Source organism: Peterkaempfera griseoplana, from assembly GCF_001418575.1.
GTDB lineage: Bacteria > Actinomycetota > Actinomycetes > Streptomycetales > Streptomycetaceae > Peterkaempfera > Peterkaempfera griseoplana.
This window is the reverse complement of sequence record NZ_LIQR01000297.1, coordinates 16,162-31,542: the sequence shown is the minus strand read 5'-3', so window position 1 is coordinate 31,542 and position 15,381 is coordinate 16,162. Positions and strand designations below refer to the sequence as shown.

The 15,381-nt window shown below is 73.1% G+C and carries 12 protein-coding genes; 5 read left to right on the top strand and 7 right to left on the bottom strand.

What is annotated here, in order from left to right; genetic code table 11:
* A partial coding sequence (locus tag AOK09_RS22025) for a TolB family protein (RefSeq protein WP_407675428.1) occupies positions 1 to 1,153 on the top strand: 1,153 nt, incomplete at its 5' end.
* 155 nt (positions 1,154 to 1,308) lie between these two features.
* Here AOK09_RS22025 and tuf read toward each other — a convergent pair.
* The 5 genes from tuf to AOK09_RS22000 form a co-directional block, all read right to left on the bottom strand.
* Positions 1,309 to 2,502 carry an elongation factor Tu gene (gene tuf / locus AOK09_RS22020; protein ID WP_055588951.1) on the bottom strand — a complete coding sequence of 398 codons (1,194 nt, stop codon included), beginning with the start codon at positions 2,500 to 2,502 and terminating at the stop codon, positions 1,309 to 1,311.
* Positions 2,503 to 2,695: 193 nt separating this feature from the next.
* Positions 2,696 to 4,801 carry an elongation factor G gene (fusA, locus tag AOK09_RS22015; protein ID WP_055588950.1) on the bottom strand — a complete coding sequence of 702 codons (2,106 nt, stop codon included), beginning with the start codon at positions 4,799 to 4,801 and terminating at the stop codon, positions 2,696 to 2,698.
* A gap of 42 nt (positions 4,802 to 4,843) precedes the next feature.
* Positions 4,844 to 5,314 carry a 30S ribosomal protein S7 gene (rpsG, locus tag AOK09_RS22010; RefSeq protein ID WP_055588949.1) on the bottom strand — a complete coding sequence of 157 codons (471 nt, stop codon included), beginning with the start codon at positions 5,312 to 5,314 and terminating at the stop codon, positions 4,844 to 4,846.
* 2 nt (positions 5,315 to 5,316) lie between these two features.
* On the bottom strand, positions 5,317 to 5,688 hold the full coding sequence (gene rpsL, locus AOK09_RS22005) for a 30S ribosomal protein S12 (RefSeq protein WP_014144289.1): 372 nt from the start codon (positions 5,686 to 5,688) through the stop codon (positions 5,317 to 5,319).
* A gap of 420 nt (positions 5,689 to 6,108) precedes the next feature.
* The gene (locus AOK09_RS22000) at positions 6,109 to 6,606 is read right to left on the bottom strand and encodes a DUF1707 and DUF4190 domain-containing protein (RefSeq protein ID WP_245687413.1); all 498 of its coding nucleotides are present in this window, start codon (positions 6,604 to 6,606) and stop codon (positions 6,109 to 6,111) included.
* A gap of 261 nt (positions 6,607 to 6,867) precedes the next feature.
* Here AOK09_RS22000 and AOK09_RS21995 point away from each other — a divergent pair, with 261 nt between their 5' ends.
* Both AOK09_RS21995 and AOK09_RS21990 read left to right on the top strand, forming a co-directional pair.
* Positions 6,868 to 7,656: an ABC transporter ATP-binding protein gene (locus AOK09_RS21995; protein ID WP_055588947.1), complete on the top strand. Its 789-nt coding sequence runs from the start codon at positions 6,868 to 6,870 to the stop codon at positions 7,654 to 7,656.
* On the top strand, positions 7,653 to 9,323 hold the full coding sequence (locus tag AOK09_RS21990; RefSeq protein ID WP_055588946.1) for a hypothetical protein: 1,671 nt from the start codon (positions 7,653 to 7,655) through the stop codon (positions 9,321 to 9,323). The genes AOK09_RS21995 and AOK09_RS21990 overlap by 4 nt, the downstream gene beginning before the upstream one ends.
* A 2-nt stretch (positions 9,324 to 9,325) precedes the next feature.
* Here the strand turns inward: AOK09_RS21990 and AOK09_RS21985 are convergent, their stop codons facing one another.
* Together AOK09_RS21985 and AOK09_RS21980 are read right to left on the bottom strand one after the other, a co-directional pair.
* Positions 9,326 to 9,976, bottom strand: coding sequence for a response regulator transcription factor (locus AOK09_RS21985; RefSeq protein WP_055588945.1), 651 nt, complete (start codon positions 9,974 to 9,976; stop codon positions 9,326 to 9,328).
* Positions 9,928 to 11,337: a sensor histidine kinase gene (locus tag AOK09_RS21980; RefSeq protein ID WP_055588944.1), complete on the bottom strand. Its 1,410-nt coding sequence runs from the start codon at positions 11,335 to 11,337 to the stop codon at positions 9,928 to 9,930. Before AOK09_RS21980 ends, AOK09_RS21985 begins: the two co-directional genes overlap by 49 nt.
* A 172-nt stretch (positions 11,338 to 11,509) precedes the next feature.
* Here AOK09_RS21980 and AOK09_RS21975 point away from each other — a divergent pair, with 172 nt between their 5' ends.
* Entirely contained in the window at positions 11,510 to 13,879 is a 2,370-nt protein-coding gene (locus AOK09_RS21975) for a helicase-associated domain-containing protein (RefSeq protein WP_055588943.1), read from the top strand.
* A gap of 81 nt (positions 13,880 to 13,960) precedes the next feature.
* Complete coding sequence (locus AOK09_RS21970; RefSeq protein WP_079063302.1) at positions 13,961 to 15,298, top strand: DUF2786 domain-containing protein; 1,338 nt, start codon at positions 13,961 to 13,963, stop codon at positions 15,296 to 15,298.
* The last annotated feature ends 83 nt before the right edge of the window (positions 15,299 to 15,381 follow it).

The following is a 15,381-nucleotide window of genomic DNA, read 5'->3' as shown; positions in this document are numbered from 1 at the left end:
GCCCGTGCCCCCGTACCCGTCCCCGGCGGGGCCGCCACCGGTCACCGTCCGGGCGACAGCGCCCGTGGGGCCGGCCGGTGGCGCCTTCGGGGCGGCCGGACAGCCTCCGGTCACGGTGGGAAGCCCCGTACCGTCGGGCGACGGCCACCGCCCGGACCGCCGGCGTCGGCGCATGGTGCTGGGCGGGGTCTGCGGCGTCGCGCTGGCGGCCGCCGCCGCACTGCTGATCAACCAACAGCTCGGCGACCGCACGGGCACCGGCGGCACCCCGCGTGGCTCCCACTCCCCCGGGGGCGGCACCACCGCCTCCCGCCCTGCCTCCGGGTACCCCAAGCTGCCCGGCGGCTCCATGCTGATCCGGCTGGACACCGCGGCCGGCTGGCCCGCGGCGTGCCACTCGGTGATCGCCCAGCGGCCCAACGGCCAGGACAGACCCGCCCAGCTGGTCCCCGGCGGCACCTGCGACAGCCTGCCCCAGTGGGCTCCGGACCGGACCCGGTTCGCCTTCACCCGGACCGCCGGCAACAGCTCCGAGGTCTGGATCGCCGCCGCCGACGGCAGCGGTGCCCACCGCCTCGCCGGCATCGCCAAGGGCAGCAGGGTCTCCTGGTCGCCCGACGGCGAGCAGCTGGCCGTGCTGCGCAAGGCCGCCGGGGTCCAGCAGCTCTTCACGGTGCGGGTCTCGGACGGCACCGCGCGCCAGCTGACCACGGGCAAGGACGCCGTCGAGGATCCCGCGTGGTCCCCGAAGGGCGGCCGGATCGCGGTCAGCAGCAAGCGCAGCGGCGGCGTCTGGCAGGTCTTCCTGCTGGACCCGGCGGCCCCCGGCAGCTCCTGGTTCCAGGTCACCCATGACCCGGTGCGGGCTCTGGACAGCGCATGGTCCCCCGACGGCAGGTACCTCGCGTACACCGCCGGCGAGGCGCAGACCAGCGACATCCATGTGATCGGCAGCGACGGCCGGGGCGACCGGGCGGTGACCAGCGACGCGGACCGGGAGATGGACCCGGTGTGGCATCCGGACGGCGCCTGGATCGCCTATGTGCGGGGGCCGGTGGACCAGCCGCGGATCTGGGCGGTGCACACCGACGGCACCGGCGCGCGCAAGCTCACCACCGGCGCGCCGCGCGAGGGGCACCCCGCCTGGCGCTGACGCCTGTTCGGGGCGCGGCCCGCCGGGCGCGCGATACGCGGGGCACGGCGTGCGTTGCGCCGGGAAAAGCCCCAGGGCCCCGCACCGCCGTCCTTGCGGACGGGGTGCGGGGCCCTGGGGTGGATGCCTGACGGGCAGGCAGATCCTTCAGGTCGTCACTTGACGATCTTGGTGACCTGGCCGGCGCCGACGGTACGGCCACCCTCACGGATGGCGAACTTGAGGCCCTCCTCCATGGCGACCGGCTGGATCAGCGCGACCGTCATACCGGTGTTGTCGCCCGGCATGACCATCTCGGTGCCCTCGGGGAGGGTCACAACGCCGGTCACGTCCGTGGTACGGAAGTAGAACTGCGGCCGGTAGTTGTTGAAGAACGGGGTGTGGCGGCCACCCTCGTCCTTCGACAGGATGTAGGCCTGGGCCTCGAAGTCGGTGTGCGGCGTGACCGAACCCGGCTTGATGACGACCTGGCCGCGCTCGACGTCCTCGCGCTTGATGCCGCGGAGCAGCAGACCGACGTTCTCACCGGCCTGGCCCTCGTCGAGCAGCTTGCGGAACATCTCGATGCCGGTGACCGTGGTGGTGGTCTTGGTCTCCTTGATGCCGACGATGTCGACGGTCTCGTTGACCTTGAGCACACCGCGCTCGATACGACCGGTGACGACGGTGCCACGACCGGTGATCGTGAAGACGTCCTCGATCGGCATCAGGAACGGCTTGTCGACGTCACGCTCGGGGGTGGGGATGGACTCGTCCACCGCGGCCATCAGGCCGAGCAGCTTCTCGCCCCACTCCTTGTCGCCCTCGAGGGCCTTGAGCGCCGAGACGCGGACGACCGGAACGTCGTCGCCCGGGAACTCGTACTCGGAGAGCAGCTCGCGGACCTCGAGCTCGACGAGCTCCAGGATCTCCTCGTCGTCCACCATGTCGGCCTTGTTCAGGGCGACAACGATGTACGGCACGCCGACCTGGCGGGCCAGGAGCACGTGCTCCTTGGTCTGCGGCATCGGGCCGTCGGTGGCGGCGACCACGAGGATGGCGCCGTCCATCTGGGCAGCACCGGTGATCATGTTCTTGATGTAGTCCGCGTGACCCGGGCAGTCGACGTGGGCGTAGTGACGCGCCTCGGTCTGGTACTCGACGTGCGCGATGGAGATGGTGATACCGCGCTGCCGCTCCTCCGGCGCCTTGTCGATCTGGTCGAACGGCGTGAAGGGGTTCAGGTCCGGGTACGCGTCGTGCAGCACCTTGGTGATCGCCGCGGTAAGAGTGGTCTTACCGTGGTCGATGTGACCGATGGTGCCGATGTTGACGTGCGGCTTAGTCCGCTCGAACTTCGCCTTCGCCACTGGGGTCCTCCTGTGGACTGGTTCTGTACGCCGTACGACGTCAGTTGGTCTTGGTCGGGACGGTGCCGGACGCTGGTGTGCGTACGGTCCCGGCCCGCGGGTGGGGGCCGGAGGCCCCGGCACCCCGCGAGGGGGATGCCGGGAATGCCTCCTTACAGCCTAAGGCTTTGGATTGGTCCGGAAAATCCGGAAATCACTCGCCCTTGGCCTTGGCGATGATGTCGTCCGCCACGTTCCGCGGAACCTCGGCGTACGAGTCGAACTGCATCGAGTAGCTCGCGCGACCAGAGGTCTTGCTGCGCAGGTCACCGACGTAGCCGAACATCTCGGAGAGCGGGACGAGGGCCTTGACGACCCGGGCTCCGCTGCGCTCCTCCATGGCCTGGATCTGGCCACGGCGGGAGTTGATGTCGCCGATCACGTCGCCCATGTAGTCCTCGGGCGTGGTGACCTCGACGGCCATCATGGGCTCGAGCAGGGCCGGGCTGGCCTTGCGCGCACCCTCCTTGAACGCCATGGAACCGGCGATCTTGAAGGCGAGCTCGGAGGAGTCCACCTCGTGGTAGGCACCGTCGAGCAGGGTCACTCGCACACCCACCATCGGGTAGCCGGCGAGGACACCGAACTCCATGGCCTCCTGGGCACCGGCGTCGACCGAAGGGATGTACTCCTTCGGCACGCGGCCACCCGTGACCTTGTTCACGAACTCGTAGCCCTCGCCGCCCTCGAGAGGCTCGATGGCGATCTGGACCTTCGCGAACTGGCCGGAGCCACCGGTCTGCTTCTTGTGCGTGTAGTCGATCCGCTCGACCGCCTTGCGGATGGTCTCACGGTAGGCCACCTGCGGCTTGCCGACGTTGGCCTCGACCTTGAACTCACGCTTCATACGGTCGACCAGCACCTCGAGGTGCAGCTCGCCCATACCCGCGATGATGGTCTGGCCGGTCTCCTCGTCCGTGTGGACCTGGAAGGACGGGTCCTCCTCGGCCAGGCGCTGGATCGCGATGCCCAGCTTCTCCTGGTCGCCCTTGGACTTGGGCTCGATGGCGACCTGGATGACCGGAGCCGGGAAGTTCATCGACTCCAGGATCACCGGGTTGGCCGCGTCGCACAGGGTCTCACCGGTGGTGGTGTCCTTCAGGCCCATGACGGCGATGATGTCGCCGGCACCGACGCTGGGGATCTCCTCACGCTTGTTGGCGTGCATCCGGTAGATCTTGCCGATCCGCTCCTTGCGGCCCTTCACCGAGTTCAGCACCTGGGTGCCGGACTCGAGACGGCCGGAGTAGATCCGGACGAAGGTGAGCTTGCCGAGGTGCGGGTCGCTCATGATCTTGAAGGCCAGGGCCGACAGGGGCTCGTCGTCGGAGGCCTTGCGGAAGATCTCGGTCTCCTCGTCGCCGACCTTGTGGCCGGTGACGCCCTCGACGTCGGTCGGGGAGGGCAGGTACTCCACGATCGCGTCGAGCAGGGGCTGAACGCCCTTGTTCTTGAACGCGGTGCCGCAGAAGACCGGGGTGAGGTTGCCGGCGATGGTGGCGCGGCGGATGCCGGCCTTCAGCTGCTCCGTGGTGGGCTCGTTGCCCTCCAGGTACAGCTCCATCAGCTGGTCGTCGCCCTCGGCGGCGGTCTCCAGCAGCTTGTCGCGCCACTCCTGGGCGACGTCCACGTGGGTGTCCGGGATGTCGACGACGTCGTACATCTCGCCCTTGGGCGCGTCCTCGGACCAGACCAGGGCCTTCATGCGGACCAGGTCGATGACGCCGCGGAAGTCCGCCTCGGCACCGATCGGGAGCTGCATGACCAGCGGGGTGGCACCGAGGCGGTCGACGATCATGTCGACGCAGCGGTGGAACTCCGCGCCCACGCGGTCCAGCTTGTTGACGAAGCAGATACGCGGGACGTTGTACCGGTCGGCCTGCCGCCACACGGTCTCGGACTGGGGCTCGACACCGGCGACACCGTCGAACACCGTCACGGCACCGTCGAGCACGCGCAGCGAGCGCTCCACCTCGACGGTGAAGTCGACGTGGCCCGGGGTGTCGATGATGTTGATGGTGTGGTCGGAACCGTCCACCGTCCAGTGGCAGGTCGTCGCGGCGGACGTGATGGTGATGCCGCGCTCCTGCTCCTGCTCCATCCAGTCCATCGTGGCAGCGCCGTCGTGGACCTCACCGATCTTGTAGCTCACACCGGTGTAGAACAGGATCCGCTCAGTGGTGGTGGTCTTGCCCGCGTCGATGTGCGCCATGATCCCGATGTTGCGGACCTTGGCCAGGTCAAGGGAGGTAGTAGCCATGGTGGCTCGTCTTCTCTCTCGTCTTTGTCGTAGGCGGGTCGACTACCAGCGGTAGTGCGCGAAGGCCTTGTTGGACTCGGCCATCTTGTGGGTGTCCTCGCGGCGCTTCACGGAGGCGCCGAGGCCGTTGGAGGCGTCGAGGATCTCGTTGAGCAGACGCTCGGTCATGGTCTTCTCGCGGCGGGCGCGGGAGTAACCGACCAGCCAGCGCAGCGCCAGGGTGGTGGAACGGCCGGGGCGGACCTCGACCGGCACCTGGTAGGTGGCGCCACCGACACGGCGGGAGCGGACCTCGAGGGTCGGCTTGACGTTCTCCAGGGCGCGCTTGAGGGTGACGACCGGGTCGTTGCCGCTCTTCTCGCGGATGCCCTCGAGGGCGCCGTACACGATGCGCTCAGCGGTGGAGCGCTTGCCGTGCAGCAGGACCTTGTTGACGAGCGAGGTCACCAGGGGGGAGTTGTAGACCGGGTCGATGATGACCGGGCGCTTCGGGGCGGGGCCCTTGCGAGGCATTCTTACTTCTCCTTCTTGGCGCCGTAGCGGCTGCGGGCCTGCTTGCGGTTCTTGACACCCTGGGTGTCGAGGGAACCGCGGATGATCTTGTAGCGCACACCCGGCAGGTCCTTCACACGACCGCCGCGCACGAGCACGATGGAGTGCTCCTGCAGGTTGTGGCCCTCGCCCGGGATGTAAGCGGTGACCTCGATCCCGCTGGTGAGGCGCACACGGGCGACCTTGCGGAGAGCCGAGTTCGGCTTCTTCGGGGTGGTCGTGTACACACGCGTGCAGACGCCACGGCGCTGGGGCGAACCCTTGAGTGCGGGCGTCTTGTTCTTCTCGACCTTGTCCTGCCGGCCCTTTCGGACCAGCTGCTGGATCGTAGGCACCGTTTCTCCGTTTTCTGTGTGCCAAGTCTTGGTGGAACTAACCTGGTGCGTTCCCGCCCCGTCCGACCCACGCGGTCGGGCGTGTCGGGCCTCTTCCGATCCTGTGGCCCGCAGCAACGGGCTCAGGGACGAGGAATCACGGAATCCCAAGGTGCGATGTGCTGCCGCCGCGCTCGCTCAGGCGAATCCGCGGGGCGGTTCCGGCCGGCTCAGCGACCGGTGTGCATGCACGCACAAGAGACCCGGGGACACCCCAGGCACAAGGTCAGAGCGTACCTACCGCATCGGCGCGGGTCAAAACAAATGGGCCGCCGCAGGTCCTGGCCGCCACCATCGGGCCCGCCCATAGCACAGGGCCCGGAACAGCGCCCACCGTAGCCCGGCACGGCGCGGCGCGGAACCCCCTTCCGGGTGACGCGCTCAGCCTGCGACCACCAACAGCAGGACCATCGCCCAGAAGGCGCCACCCAGCCAGCCCAGCACCGCCCCGGCCGTCGCCATCCCGTCGCCCTGCTCCCCCGAGACACGGATCTGGGACTTCGCCACATGGCCGAGCACCAGGGCCGGCACCGAGGCGATGCCGAACGGAAGAAAGCCGAGGAGACCCAGCACCAGCGACGCCACCGCCAGATGGTTGGTCGGCGCCGGCGGAGGCGGCGCGAAGGTCGGCGGCACCATCGGCACGACCGGGAGCGCCGGCACCGCCGCGCCGCCCATCGGCAGCACCATCGGACCGCTCGGCAGATCCGAGACCAGCTGCGCCAGCTCACCGTAGGTCAGCGCCCGATAGGCCGCGTCCACCCGCTGGCCGTACTCCTCGGAACCCAGCCGCCCCTCGGCGTACGCGGCCTTGAGCACATCCACGGTGCGCTCCCGGTCCGCGTGGGCGGCGCGCATCGCCGCCTGCGGAGACGGCACGGGCTGCCAGGGCCCCCACGGCTGGGGCGCCCCTCGCCAAGGCTGTACGGCCATCGGCCACCTCCAGATCGGTGTCCTCTTCATAGTGCAGGACGGAGCTGACGGCCAGGTGGTTGCCTGGGGAATCCGCCCGCGTCCGCGCCCCTCCGGTACGGGCCACGGGGTTCGGCGCCCCACCGCGCCGCGCCCGCGCGACGCGGAGGACAATGCACCGCCATGGGCGGGCGGAGGCAGGCTCCGCCCCCGTCTGACGGGGGAGACATGGGCACACCACAGCCGGCGGCGGTGGAGATACACGATCTCTGGAAGCGCTTCGGGCAGCAGATCGCGGTCGCCGGAGTCCGGCTGACACTGCCGGCCGGCGCCTTCGTCGGACTCGTCGGGCCGAACGGCGCGGGCAAGACCACCATCCTGTCGATGACCACCGGACTGCTGCGGCCCGACCACGGCACCGTGCTGATCCACGGCGCCGACGTGTGGCGGGACCCGGCGGCGGCCAAGGCCGGCATCGGCGTACTGCCCGAGGGCCTGCGGATGTTCGAGCGGCTGAGCGGGCGCGAACTGCTGCAGTACAACGGGCGGCTGCGGGGGATGCCCACGGCCGAGGTCGACCGGCGGGCCGGCGAGCTGCTGCGCGTCCTGGACCTGGACGGCGCGGGCGGCAAGCTGGTCGCCGACTACTCCACCGGTATGCGCAAGAAGATCGGGCTGGCGGCGGCGCTGCTGCACAACCCCTCGGTGGTCTTTCTGGACGAGCCCTTCGAGGGCGTGGACCCCGTCTCCGCGCAGACCATCCGCGGGGTGCTGAAGCGCTATGCCGCCGCCGGCTCCACCGTGGTGTTCTCCAGCCATGTGATGGAGCTGGTGGAGCAGCTCTGCGACTGGGTGGCCGTGGTGAACGCCGGTCAGATCGTCGCCCACGGACCGCTCGACGAGGTACGCGGCGACCGCAGCCTCCACGAGGCGTTCCTCTCCCTGGTGGGAGCGCGCGACGACGGCGGCGCGGAGTCGCTGGGCTGGCTCGGCGCGGACCGCGGCGGTGCGCAGTGACCACCGCGGCCACGACCGCGCCCCGGGACCCGGCCGCCGACCGCCAGGTGGCCGCGGACCGGCAGGTGGTCCGGGCGCTGGTCTCGCTCAAGCTGCGGCTGCTGCGCAACGGACTGCGGCGCAGCGGCGGACGTGCCGCGGCGTATGTCGTGGGCTCCGTCGGAGGACTGCTGGCGGCCGCCGGGGTGGCGGTCGGCATCGCCGCCCTGCACGGCCACCACGGCGCCAAGGACGCGGCGCTGGTACTGGCGACGGCGCTGACGCTGGCCTGGGCCGCGCTGCCGCTCTTCCTCTTCACCTCGGACGAGAGCGCCGACCCGACCCGCCTCACCATGCTGCCGCTGCGGCCGCGGCCGCTGCTGCGCGGCATGCTGCTGGCGGCGCTGGTCGGCCCCGGCCCGGTGGTCGCTCTGCTGCTGCTGAGCGGAGCGGCGGTGGCTGCGGCGTCCGGCGCGGCCTCCGCCGTGGTGGCGGTGGTGGCGGTGCCGCTCACGGCGCTCACCCTGGTGACGCTGTCGCGGGCGGTGGCGGTGGGGAACGCCCGGCTGCTCTCCAGCCGGCGCGGCCGCGACTTCGCCGTCTTCGGCGGGCTGCTCTTCGCCTTCCTGATCCAGGGCGCCAACATCCTCTTCCAGTCCATCTCCCACCAGGCGCGCTCCGGCGGCGGCCTCGACCTGTCGGCGCTCGCCCCGTGGGGCGACGTGCTGCGCTGGGTGCCGCCGGTGAGCGCGCTGGGCGCGGTCCGCTCCGCCGGTGAGGGCTCCTGGGCGCCGGCCGCCGCCCAGCTGCTGGAGACCGTGGCCCTGCTGGTGCTGCTGCTGCGCTGGTGGCTGGCCTGCCTGGTACGGCTGATGGTCACCGCCGACTCCTCCACCCTCTCCGCGGCTCCCACCGTGAGTACGGACTCCGGCCGCAGGACCCGGTGGGCGGCCCGGCTGCTGCCGCCCGGCCGGGCGGGGGCGGCGATGCAGCGCCACCTCCGCTACGCCTGGCGGGAGCCGCGGGCCAAGGTGGCGATCTTCAGCGGTGTCGGGATGACCCTGGTGTTCTGCCTGCTCTCGGCCGTCCAGGGCTGGGCCAGCGTCTATGTGGTGCTGGTCGGCGGCCTGCTGCTGGGCCTGCAGATGCTCAATCTGTTCGGTATGGACGGCTCCGCGTTCTGGCTGATCGCCCTCACCCTGAACTCCCCCGGCGACGCCCGCGCCGAACTGCGCGGCCGCATGCTCGCGGCGGCCTGCTACGCGGTGCCGTTCACGGCGGTGCTCAGCGTGCTGGCGGCCGCCCTCAGCGGCGGCTGGGCCGACCTGCCGGAGGCCCTGGGCCTCACCTGGGCGCTGCTCGGCTGCGGCTTCGGCATGGGGATCCTGCTGAGTGTGCTGGTCCCGTACGCCATGCCCGCCGGGGGCAGTCCGATGCAGAACGCCGCCCCGGGGCAGAGCGGGCTGGTGCTGGGCAACATGCTGGGGTCGATGGTGGGCGTACTGGCGCTGACCGTGCCGCTGGGCGCCCTGGCCGTGACGCTGCACCTCGCCGGCGGCCCCACCTGGGTGGTGCTGCCGGCCGGCCTGCTGTACGGCGCGGCAGTGGCGGCCCTGGGCATCCGGATCGCGGCCCGGCTGCTGCTGCGGCGGCTGCCGGAGATCCTCGGCTCGGTGATCGAGCGCTGAGGTCAGCGGACCGCGTCCAGGTGGGCCAGCACCGCCTGGACGCGGCGGTTGGCGTCATCAGTGGGGACCAGGTCCAGCTTGCTGAAGATATTGGCGATGTGCTTGGCCACCGCCCCGTCGCTGACCGTCAGCCGCGCGGCGATCGCGGAGTTGGAGCACCCCTCCGCCATCAGCTCCAGCACCTCGCGCTCCCGCGGCGTCAGGCGGCCCATCGGTTCCGAGCGGCCCCCGCGCTGCAGCAGCTTGGCGATCACGTCGGGGTCCATCGCGGTACCGCCCGCCGCCACCCGGCGTACGGCGTCGATGAACTGCTCCGCGTTGAAGACCCGGTCCTTGAGCAGATAGCCGACCCCGCCGGAACCGTCCGCCAGCAGCTCCCGCGCATAGAGCTGCTGGACGTGCTGGGAGAGCACCAGCACGGGGAGCCCCGGGATCTCCCGGCGCGCCGCGAGCGCCGCCTGCAGTCCCTCGTCGGTGAGGGTCGGCGGCAGCCGTACGTCCACCACCGCGACGTCCGGCCGCTCCTCCAGCAGCGCCCGCAGCAGGTCGGGGCCGGTCTCCACGGCTGCGGCGATGGTGAAGCCATGGGCTTCCAGCAGCCGGATCAGACCTTCCCGGAGGAGGTAGAGATCCTCGGCGAGGACGACGCGCACGGCAGCTCCATGGTCACGGTGGTCGGTCCGCCCGGGAGACTGGCCAGGGCGAGGACACCGTCGAAGGTACCCAGTCGCCGCTCGATGCCGCGCAGCCCACTGCCCCGCGCGGGGTCCGCGCCGCCGCGTCCGTCGTCGGTGACGGTGATCCGCAGCGCACCGGCCCGGTGCAGGATGTCCACCCAGACCTGCCCCGCCCCCGAGTGCTTGGCCGCGTTGGTCAGCAGCTCGCAGACCGAGAAGTACGCGGCCGCCTCCACCGGCGCCGGCGGACGGTCCGGCAGGTCCACGCACACCTCCACCGGCAGCGGGCTGTCCAGCGCCAGCAGCCGCACCGCGTCCCCCAGCCCGCGCTCCGCCAGCACCGGCGGATGGATGCCCCGCACCAGGTCGCGCAGCTCCTGCAGCGCCTTCTGGGAGGACTGCCTGGCCTCGGCCAGCAGCGCCCGGGCGGCGGGGGCGTCACTCTCCATCAGATGCTCGATGGTGCCCAGCGTCATGCCGATCGCGACCAGCCGGGCCTGCGCCCCGTCGTGCAGGTCGCGTTCGATCCGGCGCAGCTCCGCCGCCTGGTCGCCGACCGCGTCGGCCCGGGTGGAGGTGAGGTGCTGGACCCGCTCCACCAGCGCGGCCCGGGAGGAGGCGTCCTGCGGGTCGAGCGTCCGCCGCATCAGCCGGGTGTGCAGCCGCAGCGCCGGCGACGCCAGCAGCAGACCGGTCAGCGCCGCGGCCGACCCCAGCAGCAGGGCCTGCTCCGCGGGCCCGGAGGCGAAGGGATAGCTGACGAGCTGCACGGCGACACCCGCCACCACGGCGGTCAGGCCCCCGGCGGCGAGCACCACCACCGGTCCGGCCGTGACGGCGGCGGCCAGCGGGTTGAACGCCAGCCAGGCCTGGTCCCGCCAGTTCTCCGGGTCCCGGACCGCCCAGTTGACGTACCGTGACACCTGCGCCGTGGCGCGGCGCTGGTGGTAGCCGTACCCCGTCCACCAGTGGCCGCGGTCGCTGCGCTCCAGCGGACGCACCGGACGGTAGCGCTCGGGGACGCGGACGCCGAACCAGGTCTCGGCCTGCCGCCGGGACCAGCGGGCGTTGGCCCTGCCCAGCCCGAACGCGGCCACCACCAGGGCGCAGCAGCCGACCGCCAGGAACAGCAGCCTGCCGAGGTCCCCGGAGCGGCCCCGCGCCGCACCCACACCGACGACCAGCACGCCGCAGAAGAGCGCCGCAGGGCCCAGTCCGGCCCGCACCGCCACCACCGCGCACCGCCAGACGGCCGTCATCCTGGCCCCCGCCCAGTCGCGGACCCTCTGCCACTCGGCCCGCGGGCCGTCCGCCGCCACCGGCTCGCTGACGCTCATCGCACCTCTCCTCGACCGCACCGTCCCCAACGGTGCCAGTCTTGCCCACCCGTCCCTCCCGGGTCACTGGTCCTGAAACCCGTCCCCCGGGGTGGACCTGGCACCACCCCCCGCGGGCCGGCCTGGTGCCGTCCGGCACACCGCACCACGGCGGGGCCCTAGGCTCGGGGCCATGCAAAGCCCCGCCGCGCTCAGCACCTGGCTTGCCGACCGCACGCCCGAGCAGCTCGCCGAGCTGCTGCGGGAGCGTGATCTGCCAGGCGCCGCCGCCTACGTCCCGCACGTCCTGGACTCGCTCCGCTCCCTCGCGGGGCATCTGCTGGGCGACCACTCGACGGCGCGGGCCCTGGGCCTGCTCGACACGGCCGAGCTGCAGCTCCTGGTGGCGGTGGCCCGGTTGGCCGACCTGCGGCACGGTCCGCTGCCCGCCCTGGCGGACCCGGGCGGGGAGCCCGACCCGGCCGAGCGGGCCGTACCGCGTGAGGAGCTGCTTCAGGCGGTCGCCACCGATCCCGGGGCCCGCCGGGCGGCCGAGGAGCGCCTCGACCGGCTGGCGGCACGCGCCCTGGTGCTGCCGCCGCACGACGGGCGGCTGCTGAGCGTGCCGATGCTGCTGCACCGCAGGTCCGCAGAGCTGCGCGGGCTGGGACGGCCGGTGGACCGGCTGCTGACCGAGGCGTTCAACGCCGCCGAGGTGCACCGGGTCGCGGCCGGTCTTGGGCTGCCCGCGGCGCGCTCCCGTGACCTGGCGCAGCGCGCGGTGACCACCCTGCTGGGCGACCCGGCGGAGGTACGGGCGCTGGTGGCGCAGGCCCCGCCGCAGGCACAGGACGTCCTGGGCAGGCTGGTCCCGGGACCGCCTCAGCTGCACACCCGCTGCTTCACCTCGCAGTACGGCTACTACGCGGCGGGCCGGGCCAAGTTCCTGTTCCGGGCGGCGGGCTCCGGGGACCCGGGCGTGGACTGGCTGGCGGAGCGCGGGCTGCTGGTTCCGGTCGGCACCGACCTGGTGGAGCTGCCGCGCGAGGTCGGCGCCGCCCTCCGGCCGGACGAGGAGCGTCCCGCCTTCGACCCCTGTCCCCCGCCGGTGGCGGGGCTGGTCGTGCTCGGCCGGGGCGCGGATGGCGAGGCCCAGACGGCGGCGGCCGCCGCGGCCTCCCAGGCGGAGCTGGTCCTGCGGGCGGTGGCGGCGCAGCCCCCGGCGCTGCGCAAGGCCGGCGGGGTGGCGGTGCGCGACAGCAGGCGGCTGGCGAAGACGGTCGGCATCCCGGAGGCCCGGGCCCGCCTCTGGCTGGACCTGGCGGCCGGAGCCGACCTGCTCGGCGCGGTGCAGGACGAGCCGCCCAAGGGACGCGGCCGCCGGCCGGCACCGGCGCCGCCCGGCCGGATCGTACCGACCGAACGCTATGACTCCTGGCTGTCGTCCGCACCCGCCGAGCGGCTGCTGCCGCTGGTGGCCGCCTGGGCGGTCACCCCCGAGATCCTCAGTTACTGGCCGGACCCGGACGACACCCCCGTCGCGCTGGTCACGCCGCAGGACCCGACCGCCGTTGCGCTGCGCGGGGCGCTGCTGGACGCCCTCGCCGGGCTCCCCGAGGGCCGGGGCCTGGGGGCGGACGCGCTGCCGGCGCCGGACTCGCTGCTGGTCCGCACCGTGTGGCAGCGGCCGTCGGTGCTCGCGCCGGTGGAGGACCTGGAGGGCCGGGTCGCCGCCACCCTCGCCGAGGCGGGGCTGCTGGGTGTGGTCGCCCATGGCGCGCTCACCCCGATCGGGCACGCCGTACGGGCCCTGCTGCACTCCGGCGCGCACCGGTACTACCCCGCCGTACCCGGAGCAGGGCCCCGGCTGGACTCCTATCCCGCGGTCGCCGACGCGGTGCGGCGGCTGCGCGGCGCGCTGGCCGAGCTCCTGCCGCCGCCGCAGACCACCGCCCGTTTCCAGGCCGACCTCACGGCCGTCGTCGCGGGCGCCGCCTCCCCGGAACTCGCCGAGCTGCTCTCCGGCTGCGCGGTCCGGGAGTCCGAGGGGCACGCCGTGGTGTGGCGGATCACCCCCGCCTCGGTCCGCCGGGCGCTGGACGGCGGTCTGGACGCAGCCGATCTGCTGCAGCGGCTCAGCGAGGCGTCGACCGGCGGGCTGCCGCTGCCCCAGCCGCTGGAGTACCTGGTCAAGGACATCGCCCGCACCCACGGCCGGATGCGGGTGGTCCGCTCCGCCTGCTGCATCCGCTCCGACGACGAGGCGCTGGTCATGGAGCTCTCCAAGGCGCGCTCGCTGGCCAGGCTCGGCCTGCGGCGGATCGCCCCCACCGTGCTGGTCTCCACCGCCGAGCCGGAGGACACCCTGGCTGCGCTGCGCGCCGCCGGCTACGCCCCGGTTCTGGAGGCCGCCACCGGTACGACGGTGGTGGAACGGGCACCGGCCGAACGCGCCCCGGCGGCCATGCCTCCGCTCTCCCATGCCGAGCACCAGGGCGGCCGAGGCCCCCGGACCGCCGCCGCCCTGGCCGCCAGGCTGCTGGACGGCGGCAGCAGGCCCTGACCGTACGCGCCCACCGGAGCAGGTCCGCGGGCACCCCGGCGGCCCGCCGCGGGGCCTCGCGCTCCGTTACCCTCGGCGTCCATGGGCAAGCGCAGTCAGGAACGCCGCCACCAGCGCCGGCACCAGCACACCCGGCCGTCCGCCGACGACCGCGTCCCCCCGGCGCCGTCGCCAGCGGCCTCGCCCGCCGAGCTGCTGGAGCAGGCACTGCACAGCGTCCTCACCGTGGGGCCCGACGCGCTCGTCCCGGCCCTGGACGGGGCCGCGTCCGTGCTCGCCGCCACCGGTGAACGCTGGCCCGCTCTCGGCCAGGCGCTGCTGGCGCTCGGCGACCGCACCCTGACCCGGCTCTGGGCGGCGGGCTGGCGGCCCGCCGACGTGGTGCGGATCGTCCGCCGCGACCTGCAGCCCGAGCACGCCGCGCTGGCCGTGGACCTGATCGCCGCCGAGGCCCGGCGCCACCCCGCCGCCGCCTTCGACCGCCGCTGGGCCGAGCAGCTGCGCGAGCTGGAGGCCGAGGTCTGGTGGGGCGAGGACGACCACTACCTCCCCCGCGTCACCACCGAGCGCCGTCTGGACCGCTTCGCCGTGGCGACCCACATCCTGGAACTGCTCCGTGTCTGGTCCCTGCTGCCCCCGATCACGCCGGTCGGCCCGGCTCCCGGCCGCGCGGCGGCCGGGCACCGCGGTGGCCGCTCCGCCGGGGAGCCCCGGATGCTCGGCCGGATCCGTGCGCTGCTGGCGAAGGCCGAGTCCACCGGCTTCCCGGAGGAGGCCGAGGCACTGACCGCCAAGGCCCAGCAGCTGATGGCGCAGCACAGCATCGACGAGGCCCTGCTCGCCGCAGGGCAGGCGGACAAGGACGCCCCCTCCGCCGTGCGCATCGGCGTCGACAGTCCGTACGAGGGGCCCAAGACGATGCTGCTGGACGCGGTCGCCGCCGCCAACCGCAGCCGCGCGGTGTGGTCCAGCGAGTTCGGCTTCTGCACCGTGGTCGGCTTCGACGCCGACCTGGACGCCGTGGAACTGCTCTACACCTCGCTGCTGGTCCAGGCGACCACCGCGATGAACCTGGCCGGCAGCCGCCGCCATGCGGGCGGCGCCTCCCGTACCCGGGCGTTCCGGCAGTCCTTCCTGATCGCCTACGCGGCCCGGATCCGCGAGCGCCTCGGCGCCGCCGCCCAGCAGGCCGCTGACGACGCCGCGGCGGGCATCCGGCTGCGCGAGGACGATCCGGAGCGCACCGAGCAGGCCGTCCCGGACGCGCGGCTGCTGCCCGCCCTTGCCGCCCGGGAGCTGGCGGTGGACTCCGCCACCGAGGCCATGTTCCCCAGGCTGACCTCGCAGCGGGTCCGGGTCAGCGACGCCGAGGGCTGGACCGAGGGCCGCGCCGCGGCCGACCGCGCCGCCTTCGGCTGAGCGTCGGAGGCACAGGCCGGCCCCGCCGCCGTCCGGCCGAGGGCCGGCGAAGCCCCCGGAGACCGGGTGGGAGCCCCATGGCC